The 17897-nt window shown below is 51.4% G+C and carries 17 protein-coding genes and 1 riboswitch; of the genes, 1 reads left to right on the top strand and 16 read right to left on the bottom strand.

Annotated features, from left to right (window positions below; all coding sequences use genetic code 11):
• Window positions 1–23 precede the first annotated feature (23 nt).
• The 4 genes from BM358_RS14465 to BM358_RS14450 all read right to left on the bottom strand — a co-directional run bounded on the left by BM358_RS14465 (window position 24) and on the right by BM358_RS14450 (window position 3383).
• Entirely contained in the window at window positions 24–587 is a 564-nt protein-coding gene (locus BM358_RS14465; protein ID WP_028540740.1) for a hypothetical protein, read from the bottom strand.
• A gap of 23 nt (window positions 588–610) precedes the next feature.
• Window positions 611–2281, bottom strand: a complete 1671-nt coding sequence (locus BM358_RS14460; RefSeq protein ID WP_023990781.1) for an ABC1 kinase family protein — start codon at window positions 2279–2281, stop codon at window positions 611–613.
• 1 nt (window position 2282) lies between these two features.
• Window positions 2283–2642: a phasin family protein gene (locus BM358_RS14455; protein ID WP_013312404.1), complete on the bottom strand. Its 360-nt coding sequence runs from the start codon at window positions 2640–2642 to the stop codon at window positions 2283–2285.
• Between the two features lie 102 nt (window positions 2643–2744).
• Window positions 2745–3383, bottom strand: coding sequence for a ThuA domain-containing protein (locus BM358_RS14450; RefSeq protein WP_023990782.1), 639 nt, complete (start codon window positions 3381–3383; stop codon window positions 2745–2747).
• A gap of 439 nt (window positions 3384–3822) precedes the next feature.
• On the opposite strand from BM358_RS14450, the gene BM358_RS14445 reads away from it, so the two are divergent.
• On the top strand, window positions 3823–4272 hold the full coding sequence (locus tag BM358_RS14445) for an AbrB/MazE/SpoVT family DNA-binding domain-containing protein (RefSeq protein WP_023990783.1): 450 nt from the start codon (window positions 3823–3825) through the stop codon (window positions 4270–4272).
• 135 nt (window positions 4273–4407) lie between these two features.
• On the opposite strand, the gene BM358_RS14440 is transcribed toward BM358_RS14445, so the two are convergent.
• From BM358_RS14440 to BM358_RS14385, 12 genes are all read right to left on the bottom strand, one after another.
• On the bottom strand, window positions 4408–5868 hold the full coding sequence (locus BM358_RS14440; protein WP_028540741.1) for a cobyrinic acid a,c-diamide synthase CobB: 1461 nt from the start codon (window positions 5866–5868) through the stop codon (window positions 4408–4410).
• Window positions 5861–6949, bottom strand: a complete 1089-nt coding sequence (locus BM358_RS14435) for a cobalt-precorrin 5A hydrolase (RefSeq protein WP_023990785.1) — start codon at window positions 6947–6949, stop codon at window positions 5861–5863. The genes BM358_RS14440 and BM358_RS14435 overlap by 8 nt, the downstream gene beginning before the upstream one ends.
• A complete protein-coding gene (gene cobM / locus BM358_RS14430; RefSeq protein ID WP_023990786.1) occupies window positions 6942–7736 on the bottom strand; it encodes a precorrin-4 C(11)-methyltransferase in 795 nt (264 codons plus the stop codon). Before cobM ends, BM358_RS14435 begins: the two co-directional genes overlap by 8 nt.
• On the bottom strand, window positions 7733–8449 hold the full coding sequence (cobI, locus tag BM358_RS14425; protein WP_023990787.1) for a precorrin-2 C(20)-methyltransferase: 717 nt from the start codon (window positions 8447–8449) through the stop codon (window positions 7733–7735). The genes cobM and cobI overlap by 4 nt, the downstream gene beginning before the upstream one ends.
• A 31-nt stretch (window positions 8450–8480) precedes the next feature.
• On the bottom strand, window positions 8481–9737 hold the full coding sequence (locus BM358_RS14420) for a bifunctional cobalt-precorrin-7 (C(5))-methyltransferase/cobalt-precorrin-6B (C(15))-methyltransferase (RefSeq protein WP_028540742.1): 1257 nt from the start codon (window positions 9735–9737) through the stop codon (window positions 8481–8483).
• Window positions 9730–10875, bottom strand: a complete 1146-nt coding sequence (locus BM358_RS14415) for a cobalt-precorrin-5B (C(1))-methyltransferase (protein WP_023990789.1) — start codon at window positions 10873–10875, stop codon at window positions 9730–9732. Before BM358_RS14415 ends, BM358_RS14420 begins: the two co-directional genes overlap by 8 nt.
• Before the next feature lie 74 nt (window positions 10876–10949).
• Complete coding sequence (locus tag BM358_RS14410) at window positions 10950–11594, bottom strand: precorrin-8X methylmutase (RefSeq protein ID WP_013312413.1); 645 nt, start codon at window positions 11592–11594, stop codon at window positions 10950–10952.
• A gap of 379 nt (window positions 11595–11973) precedes the next feature.
• A complete protein-coding gene (cobK, locus tag BM358_RS14405) occupies window positions 11974–12753 on the bottom strand; it encodes a precorrin-6A reductase (RefSeq protein WP_023990790.1) in 780 nt (259 codons plus the stop codon).
• The gene (locus BM358_RS14400; protein WP_023990791.1) at window positions 12750–13817 is read right to left on the bottom strand and encodes a sirohydrochlorin chelatase; all 1068 of its coding nucleotides are present in this window, start codon (window positions 13815–13817) and stop codon (window positions 12750–12752) included. The genes cobK and BM358_RS14400 overlap by 4 nt, the downstream gene beginning before the upstream one ends.
• A 92-nt stretch (window positions 13818–13909) precedes the next feature.
• Window positions 13910–15706 carry a precorrin-3B C(17)-methyltransferase gene (cobJ, locus tag BM358_RS14395; RefSeq protein WP_028540743.1) on the bottom strand — a complete coding sequence of 599 codons (1797 nt, stop codon included), beginning with the start codon at window positions 15704–15706 and terminating at the stop codon, window positions 13910–13912.
• A gap of 310 nt (window positions 15707–16016) precedes the next feature.
• A riboswitch (cobalamin riboswitch) is annotated at window positions 16017–16204 on the bottom strand.
• Between the two features lie 56 nt (window positions 16205–16260).
• On the bottom strand, window positions 16261–16815 hold the full coding sequence (locus BM358_RS14390; RefSeq protein WP_023990794.1) for an LOG family protein: 555 nt from the start codon (window positions 16813–16815) through the stop codon (window positions 16261–16263).
• Between the two features lie 206 nt (window positions 16816–17021).
• Window positions 17022–17873, bottom strand: a complete 852-nt coding sequence (locus BM358_RS14385) for a uroporphyrinogen-III synthase (RefSeq protein WP_028540744.1) — start codon at window positions 17871–17873, stop codon at window positions 17022–17024.
• Window positions 17874–17897: the final 24 nt, after the last annotated feature.

Below are 17897 nucleotides of genomic sequence, written 5' to 3'. Positions count from 1 at the left end.
CATAGCTCGATTGATTCGTTTTCTTATATTTGAAATTTTCGCAATTCCTGTACAAGCTCCGATAGAGCTTCAGCAATCTCCGAGTCCGCATGGTGCTGAAGTAGGCTTTCAAAGTCAGGCAGTGCTTTCTTCAATAATCGATAGCTATAGTCATAATAACTCCAAAAAGCTACCGGATCATAACCGCGTGCTTCTTCCTCTTCCCACTCCAGTTCATCTTCTTCTGGATCGCTGTCTGCCGGCCATAGATATTTTTCGTCCAGCAGCATGGTTAGAGATTCCACAGACTTCTGTGAATCCTCCTGTGCATTTTCCATGTCCAATGCTCCAACAACCGCATGGTACAGTTCCAACTCACTCAGCGTGATATCATCCGAATTTCTCGTATGCATATTACGCAATAAGAAAAGTAACACCCATGGCGTAACCTGCCACAGTGTGCCTTGATGCTCTATCAGATCAGCAATTGCTGCGTACTCCCCGTTGGGTATCAATTGTGGCAACTCCGTGCCCCTACCATAAGGAGTAGTCAGGCGGTGCCATGGCACATCTGCAATTAGGAGATTATTCATCTTATGTGTATCCATAACCCCTCCTTCCTGGTCGGTATCTAAAACCTTCCCGATTTAAAAATGGAATACAGTAAAAAGGCAACCATTAAGAGAGCTACAACAAAGCCGATTTCAATGGCAGGTACATTCCACAGCATGGTCGCCTGATGATTCAGCGATGAACCGATAATCAGTCCGACCATAATAATGCTGAACGCTAACAGCACGATACTGAATGACAGGCGGTTGCTGATCTGATCCAGCCTGCGCAGAAGCATTTCCAGCTCCGGCACAGTAACCTCCAGCTTAAGCTTGCCCTTGCTGATAATCGAGGCCAAATGTCTCGCCTGTCCTGGCAGTTCCATCAGCGTCTCCACCAGCTCGGTTGCACCACCCAGTAGCTTGCCTCGGATACGACGACCACTGAAGCGTTCCTTCAACAGCTTGTTACCAAAGGGCTCAGCCAAAGCGATAATACTGAGATCAGGGTCCAGATGCTCCACGACCCCCTCCAGTGTCAGCAACGCCTTGCCTAGCAACAGGACGTCCGACGGCAAACCAATCCGATGGCGCTGCGCTGCGCCAAATAGGTCGTTCAAAGCATCACCAATACTGACCTGTGAGAAAGGAACGTCTGAGTAATCTTCGCGTATCTTGTCCAGATCGGCACGCAGCGCATTCAGGTCGGTGTCCGGTTCGACCAGACCCAAACGTTCGATAGACCGAACCATGGCATCGGTATTTTTGCGCATCAGGGCAATAATGAGGGAAGCGAGATGATTCTTCATCTCTTCGCTCAGCCTTCCCGTCATGCCAAAGTCCAAATAAGCGAGACTGCCATTTTTCAGAACGAGTAAATTCCCCGGATGGGGATCGGCATGAAAAAAACCTTCCATAAAAATTTGATGCAGCATGCTGTTCACCAGCCGCTGCGCCAGTTCTTTCAAGTTATATCCACGGCGTAATAGCTCTTCACGACTACCCAAGTGAGTTCCGTCTAGAAACTCCATGGTCAGTATACGGGAAGAGGTATGATCCCAGTATATTTTCGGAATATAGATATGTGGGTCCTGCTCAAATTGGAGCGCAATCTTCTCTGTGTTACGGGCTTCATGGTTGTAATCCAGCTCCTGAATGAGCGATCTCCCCAGCTCCTCTACCATCTGGCGAAGCTGATACCGCTCTACCCATTCCCAGCGCTTGGCTGCCATAGCGGTCAGTTCCCGCAAAATGTCCAAATCTCGCCGAATAATGCGATTAACGCCAGGACGCTGGATTTTAATGGCGACCATTTCGCCGCTGTGCAGCTTGCCCAGATGCACTTGCCCGATCGAAGCAGCGGCCAGCGGAACATCGTCAAAACGAACCAGTATGTCCTCTAATGACGTGTCCAGCTCCTGCTCCAGAATGCCACGCGCTGTTTCAGATGAAAACGGCGGTACCTGATCCTGAAGCTTAACCAGCTCACGGATAATAGGCTCCGGCAGCAGGTCAGCACGTGTGCTTGCCAACTGTCCAAGCTTGATGAATGCAGGCCCCAGATCCTCCAGCACAAGTCGAATCCGTTCACCTAGCGTTTTGGACTCGGGAGTTTCTCTCGTCAGCCACTTGCGAGGCAATGACAGCAGCTGGAACAGTCCCATTTCTTCCACCATATAGCCAAAGCCATGACGCGCCAGCGCCATGGCAATTTCCCGGTAACGACCGGCGTGCTTCATACGAACCGCCATTTTAATCCAGCCGGTTCGCTTCTTCAGCGTCGCTCGAACCCGTAAGCGCCGCCTTTTCTTTTTCCAGCTCCGCTACCTGTTTTTCCAACAATGCCACACGTTGCTCCAAACTTGTAACATCATTTTCGGTAGGTACTTCCAGCTCCTGCAAAATGCGGCTAACCTGTTCGCGGATCACTGTTTTGAATTGTCCCTGTTCCTCTGCCCCTCGTTCGATCAGACGATCGACCAGCGCTTTGGATTCCGAGGGCGCAAGTTCTCCCCGGTTTACGAGATCCTCGACGGCTTTCTCCACCTTTTCTTTGCTGACAACGGTGAGGCCCCACCCCAATGAGATGGCTTTTTTGAACAAATCGCTCATAATATATCCTCCCCTACCTGTGATTACCTATAGTATAACCTGAAAAGGGGAGCCGCATAAAGCTCGCAGCTCCCCTTCCTCAATGAATGGAATGATCTATGTTTAACCTGGAAAGCGTCCAGCCCACTTGGCAGCCTGAAGCAGCAGCTTGCGGTATCCCTCGTGCTGGAAGCTTGGCTGATTATGTCCAGGCATCAAATAGACGACCCGACCCAAGCCATAGGACAGTGACCATGCCGCCGGCCACCACTCGCCCTCGTGTTCATATTCCATCAGTAGTGTTTTTTCAGTGAATGGATCAAAGTCAAAACGATACGGTTCCTCTTGGATCTCAAACGGCTCGATTCCTTCCATAATCGGATGATCCGGCGCCGTTACTTTGAAGGAAAGTGGTCCGGCAGCCGGATGCCGCAAGAAACGCGCCCCCATTAATTGTGCAATCTCATACCGTCCTTGCAATGTGATTCCGTTATGCAGCACAAGCAATCCACCCCCGCCGCTAACATAGGACAGCAATCCTGCTGTTTGTTGAGGAGACAGAACCTCCTTGCGGCTATCACAGTACGAGATACATAGATCGAATGGGGTTAGATTTTCCTTGAGCAGCATTTTACGATTCTCACTGCATTGTACGGTCATCCAATCCTGTAAAATATGGCTAATCTCTTCGTCCACCCCTTGCAGCGGGTGAAACTCCGGATACGAATAATCTCCTAACAACAATGCTTTTCTTTTTTCCATGATAAATCCTCCTTGCCTGACTTGTATATAAGGACTTTAAAGGCGGGACCCGTGTCATTTATTCTTGTTTGTGGGGTCAAAACGCTCAGAAAATTCCGTTTGGCCCTCATCCATTTCCCATAACACCGCCATCATTGTCCGAGCTACGGCATATATAAATAATTCTACAGACGGCCTATTAAATCCTTTAGCAGAAGATTATAGCATATATGTTCGCTCGGGATAAACTTATTTAAAACTTATTCAAAATTTATAAATCTGAACGATGGCGATTCGGCCTGTTTATGGTATACTCGTAAGAAAAAAAGTGCGTCCATGCTTGATTAACAATAAAGGGCCGCTTTTTGTAAGTATTTATGCTTGCGGTTATAGAATTGATAAGAATTGCCTCAAACCTTATACATTCTATAAATCTTAAAAAACCGGGGAGGTTGCATGAATGAAAAGGACTGGAATGACCCGGCCCTTGGACAGCTTGGGGCGAATTGTGCTACCTAAAGAGTTGCGCATGACGATGGAGATTGACATCGGCGATCCATTAGAGTTTTTTATTGAAGACCAGACACTCATGCTCCGTAAGTACAAATCAACCAACTGTATTTTTTGCGGTGCGGTTGATACCAACACCTACTTTAAAGATCAGTTTATCTGCGATGAATGTGCAGCCTCGATGAAAACGGAAGATTTACTTCCGGTCACAGCGACTGAAACCCATTCACCCCCACTTAAGCAAAATATGCATATGAAAAAAATTTATCAGCGCACGGACGTTATTTTGGAGAAAATGAGAGAGCTTATGGAAGAACATCCAGCATCTTCACAAAAACAACTCGCCTCCATGCTTGGTGTGAGTCAGGGAAGGATTTCCCAACTGAAAAAGCTCATGTAAGCGAATCACCAAAAAAGTAATGTATACGCTTCCAAACTATGTAAGGTTTAAGTCTATTGATATTTAGAAAAGCCGGACCCTTTAGGGGAATCGGCTTTTTTTCGTTTTTATGAAGTAGTGGACTCGTTTGCAAAACTATTGACCGTAAGCCTGGCATTGTTCAACCCAGCGTGCTGCCGCTTTGGGAAGAGAAGCGAGATGAACATGCGTGTAGGCTGCCAAAAGGTTCCCTTTCGCATAGCCCTCGCTCTGGAGACCACGCATCCCCTTGGTTTGATAGGCATAGAAGTAGGGGGCGGATGATTCATCATAGTGCATGACAGAATAATGAAATTCATGTCCCCGAATTGTCTCTCCAGCCTCCAGCAGCAAGCAATCCTGCAAAGCGGTTGCTTCCCGGTATCCCAGTGCGGCCCGTTTCTCTTGCATGCGGACGTCCGACGGAATAACCCCGGCCATGTGATGGGCATTACCCATACGATCCGTAAGTGTCCGTGCCAGTACCATATAACCGCCGCATTCGGCGAATACTGGCATATCCCGGCTCACCGCGTTGCGGATATCTTCCAAAAAGCCTGTATTTGCAGCGATATCTGCGGCAAACTCTTCGGGGAAACCGCCGCCCAGATATAGGCCGCTTGCCTGCTCAGGTACGCGTTCTCCCGCCAGAGGACTGAAATAGACAATCTCCGCTCCCGCCTGACGTAGCAAATCCATATTTTCCGGGTAGTAAAAATTGAACGCCGCGTCTCTGGCGACGGCGATGACGGGACGTTCCCCGGTATCAGCTTCATGCCCTGCTGATGGAAGCCAATCCGGGGAAAACAACGGTTGTGCGGGCAGAGACAACGGCGGAGCCGAATCTGCCAATGCCCGCAGTGCATCCAGATCCGTACCCACGCGGATCAGCTCTGCCGCCCGTTGGAAAAGCGGCTCCAGCTCGCCGCGTTCCACAGCAGGTACTAAACCCAGATGACGCTCGGGAATATCCAGCCCGTCATCACGCTTTAACCAGCCGAGCACGGGGATGCCACACTCCTGCTCAATCGCCTTTTTGACGATGCCATAGTGCCCTTGGCTACCGCAGCGATTCACAATTACGCCCACAATGCGCAGCTTGGGCTCCAAGCGCTGAAAGCCGAGCACAATAGCGGCGGCGCTTCGTGCCATACTGCGCACGTCGACCACCAGCAATACAGGGCTGTCCGTCAGCATGGCGATCTCAGCGGTCGAGCCGGTGTTGCTGAGCGGGTCCTTGCCGTCATACAGCCCCATGACGCCTTCAATCACGGAGATATCCGCGCCTTCAGAAGCACGGATAAAGATTTCACGCACCGTATCTGGTGAGGTCATCCATGAATCCAGATTACGGGAAGAAGTCCCGGTCGCGGCAGTATGATAGGTCGGATCAATATAATCCGGTCCGCACTTAAAACCCTGCACTCGCAGGCCGCTATCGGCGAACGCCTTCATCAGCCCGAGGGTAACCGTCGTTTTGCCTGCGCCGCTGCCTGTGCCAGCAACAACAATACGGCTTCTGCGCGTAGCGGCAGATGGATCAGACTGTACAGCAGCCTGCTTCATGACGTCAGTCATAGGAAACCCGCGCTACAGACAACGTCATATTGCCGCTTTTTTTCTTCTCCAGCAGCCAATGGTCTGCACCAGAAGACAACAAGGCTGATGGTTCGCTGACCCCATATGCGCCAGTGTATTTGAAGACGGTTTCCGATGGATTGGGAAGCTGCACCGTATTCAGCTCTGACGGGGTGTACGTCACCAGCTCCCAGCCGTATTTGGCGCAAAGAGCAAGTAAGCCCTCTTCGTCCTTTTTCAGATCAATAGTGGCAATATTCCGTACGCTTTTCACGGACAAACGCAGCTCCTTCAAGGTGTCCAGCACACCCGCCTCCAGCTCCTCTAATGCAGTCCCACGGTTGCAGCCGATGCCAAGCACCAAGCTTTTCGGACGGTACAGCACGCCATTAGAAAGAAGCTGCTCCTCTTCCTCCGGCTCCAATAAACGGTCACTCACGACCAACGCGGCGTTAAATGGTTCTTGTAATGCTTCTGCCGTCGAAGCATATACCTTGATATGTCCAGGTACAGGCTTGTCATAACGCCACCAGTTCCGTTCGCCTGTCTCTTGTATGAGCGCAACAGGCTCCTCGTTCACAACAGCGGCGCTCACAGGAGTGGCCTTGTCGAAGCTATCGACCACCCAACCCAATTCCCGACCAAACATGTCCACCGGAATCGTGCCCTGCACGTCTGATGCAGTCGTGATTACAGCACGTGCGCCTAGTACAGTCGCTACATGGCGGGTCAATTCATTGGCGCCACCCAAATGGCCAGACAATACGCTAATGACATGCTCGCCGCGATCATCAATGACAACTACCGCTGGGTCTACCTTTTTATCCACCAAAATTGGTGCAATCATACGAACTACTGCACCGAGAGAAATAAACAAAATAATACCGTTATATTGTTTAAATAAATCCGGCAAAATCAGCTTGACCGAGCCTTCGAACAACTGAATGCCACGCTCCTGCTCGTCGCCACGCTCAAACTTGGACATGTAATACACATCCGTGCCCGGAAAGCTGGCTCCCAAATTGCGGACCATTTCCACTCCATGCTTCGTGATCGCCACAGCGGCAAATGGATTACTCACTGGGCTTCACTCCCTTCCGATAGCCATGGGTGAACGACTTATCGTACAGCTTGGAACGATGCGCGTCCTTGTCCACCAGTCCCGGGTCCAGCGCCCAGCCTGCCAGAATCATGGCATGCATCGTAATACCTGCTGCACGCAGATCAGCTGGCAATTGGGCAAGCGTCGTGCGTACGATCTTTTGATCCGGCCAGGTCGCTCGCTGTACAACCGCTACAGGTGTGTCCTCGCTCCAGCCTGCCGCCAGAAACTCAACGACTACCTTCTTCGCCAGCGTTGCGCTGAGGAATAAGGCCACTGTGCAGTGATGGGATGCCAAATCACGCAACTTTTCCCGATCTGGTACAGGTGTACGGCCTTCGGCACGTGTCAGAATGACGGTCTGCGTCAGGTCAGGCACAGTTAGCTCTGCACCCAACACGGCCGCAGAAGCAAAGACCGAGCTGACGCCCGGCACGATTTCGTATGCTACTCCGCGCTGCTTCAGCAACACCATCTGCTCCAAAATGGCTCCGTACACTGCCGGATCGCCTGTATGTACGCGAGCTACGCTGCGTCCAGCCTGCACAGCCTCGCTCATGATCTCGACCTGCCGCTCCAGATCCATGCCTGAGCTTTGCAGTACCTGCGCCTCTGGTTTGGCCGTGGCAATCAACTCGTCGTTCACGAGTGAATCCGTGTACAATACCACATCGGCCGTGCGTAGAATCCGGGAGCCTTTGACAGTAATCAGCTCCGGGTCGCCGGGACCTGCTCCTACGATATATACTTTTGGCTCCAACGTCATTTGCTCACCACCATTAAACTCAAATATTCAAGTTCCTGTCCGCGCAGCTCACGTGCGTTGCGCCATACCATTTCATAAGGAGAAGTGACCTTGGTAATGACAGAAGCACGGTCCCCAAGATGGAGTTCATCCAGCACATCCAAAATCAAATCCAGCACCTTGGCAACCTTGATAAACACGACCGTATCGTGATTCTCAATCGCCCGCTTCATCGCTTCCCGATCATCCGTAGCCGGAATAATACCGACCTGCTGATCTCCGTCTGCCAAAGGCAATTCCAGCGCTGCCGCCGCCCCCAACACAGACGAAATGCCCGGAATAGATACAATCGGCACCTCAGGATGGAGATCCTTCATGAGCCGTGCCAAATGAATAAAGGTACTGTACAGATTAGGGTCTCCCTCTGTGACAAAGGCTACATCCTTGCCTTGACTCAGTGCCTCCCAGCAAGCAACCACCGTTTTGTTCCATTCACGCTCCAGTACAACCGGGTCCTTGGTCATTGGAAAAATGAGTCCCAGCATCTCCTTTTCCTCCGGGTTGACGTACAACTCCACGATCTCGTGAGCATACGACTTACCTCCCCGGCGTTTCTTCGGATAAGCCACAACTGCACATTCCTGAATCATGCGATACGCCTTGACTGTAATCAGCTCGGGATCACCCGGCCCCACGCCTACGCCGTAAAGTGTTCCTGTTGCCGCTGTATTCATGCTGTCTCTCTCCCCCTCTTGAATTACCAGCTTACTCCCCTGCTACTTCATCAGCCACGTCCACCACCGGCTGTCCTGTAATAACATATATCGGATTGAGTCCATCAAAACGAGTCATATTCAAAATCGGCTTGCTACGCGCTGTTTGCAGTAACGTCACCGAAGTATCGAGTCCTGCTGCTTGCATCGCCTTCATACCGTCATGCAACGTCTCAATCGTTGCAGCATTCACTACAATTCGTCCATCCTTACGTAGACGGGAAGCACACAGACGAATCAGCTCAGCCAATTCTCCCCCGCTCCCACCGATAAACACCGCATCCGGGTCTGGCAGATCTTCCAATCCGGCAGGCGCTTTGGCATGAATGACCGGGAAATCGGTACGGAATTTGATTTTGTTTGCTTCGACATTAGCCAGATCGCCTTCATTCTTCTCAATGGCAAATACTTGCCCATACCTGGCCAGCCGCGCACATTCCACCGCTACAGAGCCGGAGCCTGCGCCGATATCCCATACGATGCTTCGTTCGGTCAGACGCAGCTCGGACAAGCTGAATACGCGTACTTCACGCTTCGTGATCAGCCCTTTTTCCGGCTTGCGCTGGTGAAATTCCGCATCCTCGAAGCCAAATCCCCGACGAATTGCAGGCACGTCTTCGCCCTTACGGCGGCGTAAAATAACCACATTCAATGGTTGGAACGTTCTCTGTGCCATCTCTTCCAGCGTATAATGCTGATACGCCTCATCCGGTCCGCCCAAATGCTCGCCGACAAAGGCATCATATTCCGTCATGCCATAATGCAGCAAATAGGCAGCGACTGTGGCGGGATGATTTCGGTCATCCGTCAGCAGCGCGACCTTGTTCTGTCCGTCGATCCGCTGCGCCAATCCGGTCATCGGACGGCCGTGTACGCTTTCCAGCACCGCATCCTGCCAGCTTTCACCGAGACGCGCAAACGCCAGCTGAACCGAGCTGAGATGCGGCAAAATATCCAGATGTTCAGCCCCCAGCTTGGCAGACAAATAACCTGCAATTCCAAAAAAAAGCGGATCGCCTGACGCAAGCACGACAATATCCTTGTCATTGCGCAACCGTCCCAATTCTTCTACCACGGCAGATAAGCCGCTCTTTAATGTTCGTTTTTCCCCTGCGAATGCCTTGAAAAAGGCTAGCTGGCGTTCTCCACCAACCAGCAGGTCGGCACGCTCAATGTGCTCCAGCGTCTCCTGCGACAGACCTGCCGCTCCATTTTCACCGATACCAATGACACGAATCACTCTACTCACCGACTCTCGCCCTCCCCAGCACGTTCCCTTTCATCGTTACCAGTACCATTTCCACGACAATTCCACCACCTGCATGGTCCAGACAATGCTGACATCCATAGGTACACAGCTTTTCAAAAAAGCTCAGCGCATTCGCTTCGGTCATCATATCTGCCACCTGCGTAGCTGTATTCGCCTCTGCCACTGCCGCTGCAAGCGACTCGTCCACACCTGCTTCACGCGCGACCTCAGCCAAAAAGCCAAAGTCCACCGGTGCGCTCTTGGAGTGAACCATCATGACACCTTGAGCTACCTTCGACAGCTTGCCGGGCATACCGACGAGAATAATCTTTTTCATTCCCAGCCGTTTCCCGTGCTTAATGGCAAAGCCGACAAAATCCCCCATCTGAATAAAGGCCTCTTCCGTCAGCTGATCGTACATTTGCATGGCATATTTTTCACTGCTGCCACCCGTGGTCAGGACTATTTCCTGGCAGTTCATCGCTTGCGCAACCGATATGGCCTGCACGACACTGGCTTTATAAGCTGACGTGGAAAACGGAACGACCACACCACGCGTGCCTAGTATGGAAATACCGCCAAGAATGCCAAGTCGCCCATTCAACGTTTTCTTGGCAATTTCTTCACCGTCCGGTACGCTGATGACGACACGGACACCTTTGGCCGATCCGTGCTCTTCAAGCACGCCTGTCACTGCCTCCGTAATCATCCGGCGCGGCACCGGATTAATCGCTGCTTCCCCGACAGGCACAGGCAGACCGGGCTTCGTTACCCGCCCCACGCCGATGCCACCGTCCAGCTCAATGCCCGGCTCCTCGCGCCAGCTAACAGAGGCGCTAATTCTCGCCTGATGCGTGGCATCTGGGTCATCGCCACCGTCCTTGATCGTCGTGCAGGAAGCTTCGTCCGCGTCCAACACAGGCTCAATCAGCTCAAACGCATGATCAAAGCCCGCGGGCAGCGATATCACTGCTTCCTTCGGCGGAATGCCCGTGATGAGCAGTTGTACCGCTCCTTTAGCCACTGCAGCCGCACAAGCTCCAGTCGTAAAGCCTGACCGCATTGGCTTGTCCGGTGCGGGAGCTTCACCGCTTTTCATCCGTTTGGGCCTGTCGACGGACGCCGCTTCCTTTTCCATGTCAATTCCTCCTTAACCTCTTCTGCTGATCATGTTCCAATTCATTTCATGATACAGCAAACGGACAACCGCATCTAGCGGACAGCCATTAAGGAGATCGCATTCAATGCTGCTACGACAATTGTACTGCCGCCCTTGCGTCCAATATTCGTAATGAACGGAATATCCAGCTTGCGCAGCTCGTCCTTGGATTCTGCCGCCGAGACGAAGCCTACGGGCATGCCAATTACCAGTCCGGGCTTAGCTGCTCCTTCTTTCACCAGACGAATTAACTCCAACAACGCTGTCGGTGCATTACCAATGGCATAGATACCGCCTTCGCCCGCCTGAATCGCTTTGCGCATCGAAATAATGGCGCGTGTCGTATTCAGCCTTTTCGCTTCTTCCATGACGTCAGGGTCAGATATGTACACATGCACATCCCCACCAAATTGACGGATACGATCCTTGCTCAGCCCAGCTTGAATCATTTGCACATCCGCCACTACCTGCTGTCCTGCGCGAATAGCTGCAACCCCGGCTTCAATCGCTTTTGGATGAAACACCATGCTGCGGCCCAGCTCAAAATCAGCAGATGCATGAATGACACGCTGTACAACGGGATATTGCTCTGCTGTAAAAGGATGCTCTCCCAGTTCTTCAGTGATCATCTCGAAGCTTTTGCCTTCAATCTCCTGCGGCTGTACCGTTAGCGGTTTGAAATCTGTTTTAAAATCCATCGTATCGACCACTCCCTTATGGAAAATTAGAAAATTAAATTAGCTTAGAACATTAAAGTTACCTATTGTTCCACTACGCAGTCGGATGGTGCTTCCCATCGCCACCGCCCCCGGATTCCTTGAATAAAACTTATGATCAGCGTAGAAATCCGGGGACAAAAGCGACCGCTACGCTTGTACAGCACCATTCCGACTACTCCGTTTTATATTCATTTTTCAAGTTCGTCTTATATAGGGAAAATAACATTCATGTTAAGGAGTTACAAACACCTCTACACAAAAACTGCACATTTTAAGATGACTATATTTTAAATACATGCCAGAAATCGTTCTGAATTCATCGGATTGACTGGACCGACCAACTTCATAGGCTTATGTCTTAAAGCACAGACTCCTCTTTGTCTATACGCAATGCGTCGATGACTCCGTCGAAATGATCAAATACTGTGCCAAATTCCACTTCCGGCCTGGAAATCAAAAGTACGTGAATCCCCAGCTCCAATGCAGATTGAACCTTTTCATCCACTGCTCCCGTGCGTCCGCTTTCCTTGGTGACCATCACGGTCGTGCCATAGTGCTTGTACAATGCTTCATTCATCTCGCGGGAAAAGGGTCCCTGCATGGCAATAATATTCTTTTGCTCCATGCCCAGTTCGCTACATTTCTCCATATTGTCCAAGCGCGGCAGCATGCGTGCAACCAGACGAATCTCCGGGTCTCCGAGTAAATGCTTGGTGAACGTGCCGAGCGTCTTACTGCCTGTCGTAAGCATTACAGAGCCTTTGAGTTGCTTCGCTTCTAATGCGGCCTCTTCATAGGAAGACACGATGTGGAGCAACGGATGATTGTCATATACCAGTCCCGTTCGCTCGTAGCGAATATAAGGAACTCCGGATACGCGAGCGGCTGTCATCGCATTCGCATGTGCTTCTTCTGCAAAAGGATGACTGGCATCAACGACGGCCAGTATTCCCTGCTCCCGAATCATTGCAGCCATTTCATCGGCTGTCATTCGTCCTGTACGTACGTCTAGTCCCACTTCGGACAAGCTGGCTGCCGCGCTTTCGGTTACGACCGAGGTCAATACGCTGAAGCCATTGTCACGGATTTGCAGCGCCAATTCCCGAGCGTCGCTCGTTCCGCATAGCATGAATATCATGAGCCCTTCACCTGCCCGCTTCCGTTCACTACAGATGGCGTATGTGAATGCTCGTGATGGTGATCATGGTCATCATGGCTGTGAGCATGGACATGCTCATGAGTGTGATCGTGGCTGTGTGTATGGTGATCATGATGATCGTGCTCATGTGCATGATGATGATGTTCATGGTCGTGCTCATGCTCATGATGGTGATCGTGGTCATGATCGTGGTGATGATGGTGGTGCTCCTGCGCCTCCAGACGGAACTGGCAGTTATCACAATTGGCCGTAACCTTGCCAAACAAGCCTTCCTTAGCTCGCTCCAGCACCAGTTCAATCAATTGGGGATGGAAACCAAAATATCCGCCCATCTCCACTTGTAATGTAGGGTGAGCCTCGGCAAATTCCTGGGTCATTTCTCCGATGCGCTTAATCAGCACACCCGTGAACAGAAAATAGGGAAGCACGATAATCTTTTTGGCCCCCAATCGTACACAACGCTCCAATCCATCGGGAAAAGAAGGCTGCGTCACACCGATAAAGCTGCTCTCTACCCACGTATAAGAAAGCTGCTCCCACAGCATACGGGTGATTTTGAAAAAGTCACTGTTCGCATCTGGATCGCTACTTCCGCGTCCTAACACAAGTACCGCCGTTTCTTCGTCGGATACCTCGGGAAATGCCTCTACAGCGCTATTCATTCCCGCTGGAATCGCAACCGGACGGGCCTCTTTCAAGCGGCTTTGCAGAATGCTGACGATTTTCTCGTGAACACCAATCGGGCGTCCGTATACAAATTCCACCTGCGGATATTTTGCTTTTGCCCGATCAATAGCCATCGGAATATCAATTTTGGCATGTACCGCTGCGAACAAGATAATCGGAATAAGAACGACACGCGTCGCCCCTTTCTCCACACATGTTTGCATCCCTTCAGCAATGCTGGGACGTGCCAACTCCAAGAAACAGGTTTCCACGCACATATCCGGTACCCGGTCTGCCACTGCCTGTGCAAATTCCAGCAGCTCCTGGTTCCCCTCCGGGTCCCGACTTCCATGTCCAACCAACAATATTGCATCCACTGCTGTTTTTTCCTCCTCTTTAATAGGGATAACCTGCATGACGCCCTATTTTATATATATGCTTGTATCCAGTTCATCAGGCCTTCATTCCATTAATCACCACAAACCGCATTCACTTCTACCGTTGCTGGTGCATCTTCATGCCGGAAACCCGCAACGACGCCTACACGTTTAAAAAATTTATGAAAACGCTCATTCGGATGCCCTTTTTCCTTATATTCAGCAATGACGTTCTCCACGATATCAGTAATCTGATCGCCCGGAATCCCTTCCGCTACGGGCTGAGCGGCATGAGCATTGCGACCGAATTTTTTGCCACCGAGGAAGAGGTCGTATCCTCCCTTGCGATAGACGATTCCGATATCCTCCAGCACCGCTCCATAGCAGGCCATACCGCATCCGTTCAAAGCAATACTCGTTTCCTTGGGTGCCTGTAATCCGCCAAGTACAACCTGTAGATGCTCAGCCACAGGCACAGCGTCATCCTTCTCCATATTGCAGAAGTCGCACGCCTTCACCTTAAACACATCGCCAATCGGCATGACAATGAATCGTTCATCCCGCAGCCGTCCGACCAGTTCCTCGGGGTCTGCACACGGCACGCGCAGCACGATCTGATGATCTGGCGTGTATTCCAGCTCGCCGTCATCACCCGCTACCTCGGCGAGCAGCGCCATCTGACGAGCGGTGAACTTCTTGTTTCCCACACCCGGGGAAACGCCCACCTCAAACAGCGCAGGCTTGCCAAAGCCGCCTGTCGCCATCCCGGACGCGGCCCCCGCTCCGGCCACCGCTAACGTTCCGGCGGTGCTCTCGGCGGTAGGCGCTTGCCCGCTCCAGCGAGCGTTGGCTGCGCCAGGCAGCTTGCCGCCTACAGCGAGGCGGCTTAGTGCCTCTGCCGCCAGCGATGCCGGGGCTGCGCCGGTTTGCACAGCAGTCGTTGCCTGCACGGCAGCCATCGCTTGCGGGCGTGCCTGCGTCGCAACCGCAGCGCCGCTCGCGGAGGGTCCAGCGGGCTTAGTCGGGGCTGCGCCTGCCTGCGGTGTATCCTCTTGTGCGCCCAGCGACCACGGCTCCGCTTCCGTGCGGAGACGCTGATGCGGCTTGAGTGCCTGCTCGGTCGCATCTAATGTGTATTTGCGCTGATATCCGCGCGGAGTCACGATCAAGCCGTCATACACCGTCGTCGAGGAATTGCCGATGATTACAGTCGTCAGCATCCCAATGTCATGGTTCAGCATATCTTCCAGCGTCGTTACAATAACTTGCTGACGTTCACGATAAGCACTTTTCACCAACCCGACTGGAGTTTGCGGATCGCGGTAACGCAGCAAAATGGACTGCGTCTCCACAATCTGGCGGGTACGCCGACCACTGCGCGGGTTGTATAATGCAATCACAAAATCGGCCGAAGCCGCTGCTTCTACGCGCTTCACAATCGTTTCCCATGGGGTCAGATGATCACTCAGACTGATCGTGCACGCATCATGCATAACTGGCGCCCCCAACAGTGATGCACAGGACTGAATAGCCGAGATCCCCGGTACGACTTCTACCTCAACCCCGTCCTCGCGTCGCCAGCCTTTTTGCATCAGCACCTCATACACCAGCCCTGCCATACCATAGACTCCCGCATCTCCACTGGAAATGACAGCTACCTTCTTGCCCATCTCTGCTTGGCGAACCGCCTCCTGTGCACGGCTCACTTCCTCTGTCATTCCTGTGCGTACAATCTCCTGTCCGTTCAACAACGGACGGATCAAATCAACGTAGGTATTGTAGCCGATAATGACCTCACTTTCGGCCAGCGCATCCAGCGCCCGTTTTGTGATATGTTCCATATCTCCTGGTCCAAATCCAATCACCAGCAATTTTCCTAATGGGCTCATCGTGCTCCTCCTATTCATCCTTTTCAGGGCAGCTATGCTATCTATTTCAATGATTTATGCACATCGTGTAACTCAAAAAAACCCCATCCTGCCCGGATGGGGTTTCTATGTACGCATCTCTCATCAGACGAACAAACAGCGTAAGAAGACACTATTTGTCTTCCTCCAGCCTGCCGTTGTTTTCCATCTGACTGTTTACGCTTCAAACGCTGCTGCACGTTCATATCCACGCAAACCTCTAGCCAACATGGAAAAAGCAACGTGTGCCTGATTTCCTGATTTCGTACACCCATCCTCTCCGCGAAGGTTAACGGTGCATACAGATCAAGGTAGGTCTCCTGGCTTGGCATCAACGGATTCTTTCGTCTTCCCCGTTTTTCACGAGTGACCATTTTAAAAAATCCTCTTCCTTACAGTGGCGGGACCGCTCGGGATTTGCACCCGATTCCCTGTTACCCTTTGCTCAACCGCAAAGGCACCTTGTCTGTCCGCTATTTGATTATGGGTCTTATCATAACCTTGCCTCAATCAGTTGTGCAAGCACGAAAAACGCTTTATTTCAAGTTCTCTGCTTTATTTTTTAACATATGTAGCAATTCGTCCGGGTCCGCAGAGATACTTAATAACGCTGGGTGCTCGGCCCCGGTAAACCCTTCTTGCACGCTATGACGCACCATTTCTACTAACGGGTCAAAATATCCATTCACATTCAGCAGCCCAATGGGCTTGCGATGAATCCCGATTTGCGCCCAGCACAATACCTCGAATAGCTCCTCGAAGGTTCCCAAGCCACCCGGAAGAGCGATAAACGCATCGGCCATCTCGCTCATTGCCGCTTTACGCTCATGCATGCTTGCTACCTCAATAAATTCGGTAACTCCCCGATGAATGATCTCTGCATCAAATAACAGGGTGGGCATAATGCCAGTGACCTGACCGTCACCCGCCAGCATTCCATCCGCCACCTCTCCCATCAGCCCCCTGCTAGATCCACCATAGATCAGACGGATATGATGGCGAGCCATGGCTTCCCCCAGCTTGCCTGCAGCCTCAACATATACCGATGAATGTCCAGGTCTGGACCCGGCAAATACGCAAATAGAATTCATTAACGTCTCAGCTCCTGTCCTAAGTATCATGCATCGAAACTTATTCATTATATTAGATAAACATTTTCGCTATAACAAAAATCTTTGTCGATGCATGTCCAACAAAAAAAGATAAAGACCTCGTAGGCCCTTATCTTTATTTTACTCTGTATCCCAAAATATAAGTTCATTTTTTAGCATACTGCATTTATAATTTCTATCTCATTTCAATGACCATTCACGATCTTCAGACCACAGCCATGCACCGAATCGTTATGTTCAAAATATTTACCCAGCTCCACCATCATCGCGCCCATGCGCTCTTCGGTTGGAAACACGACTCGGTCAATCCCTTCTTCCACAATGGACTGTGCAGTCACCTTCCCTACGGATACAGCAATCACATCCTCACGAAAAGCTTCCAGTAACTCCTCGATTCGATTTTGCTCTCTGGCATATTGGGCCAAAAATCGGATTTGCGGACCACTTGTAAACGTAACAGCATCAACATTACGATGGATAACATCCTCCAGTAACGTCTGCAATTTTGCTTCCTCAGGTGGGATATGCTTATAAGGAAGTACCTGGCGGGTCACTGCCCCCTGCTCGTCCAGCCACTTTACCAACCGTGGAGCTGGATCGCCATGCAGTTGCAACAATACTTCCTTCCCCTTCAGATCGTATGGGGCGAAAGCTCCTGTCAATCCGATCAAACTTCCGTCCTCGTCTCGTACTGCTGGCGTAAAGCCACGCTTTTTGAGTCCATTGACCGTCTTGTAGCCCCGCGCTGCAATGTTGGAGGATTGCAGCAACTCCATAATCTGCTCGGCCACGCCCATATCCTCTGCCATATCGAACAAGGCATCCAGCCCCATACCTGTCGTGAAGATGTACCAGTCCGGAGGGTGCTTCACCCACGATACAACAGCGTTGCGCAGCTCGATATCATCCAAAAAAACGGTGCCCTGGGCCGGGCGCTGTACTGGCTCACCCCCCATCTTCACAACTAGCAGCGCCATTTCTTCTGCTTTACGGGGACCAGCAAGAGCGACTCTCTTACCTGCCATGCGTTGTGCCATTCTGTTGCCTCCCTTGTAGAAGTC

It is taken from the genome of Paenibacillus sp. cl130, from assembly GCF_900116035.1.
Classification (GTDB): Bacteria; Bacillota; Bacilli; order Paenibacillales; family Paenibacillaceae; genus Paenibacillus; species Paenibacillus polymyxa_B.
Note: the sequence above shows the minus strand (reverse complement) of the source record. Positions and strands in the feature narration are given on the sequence as shown.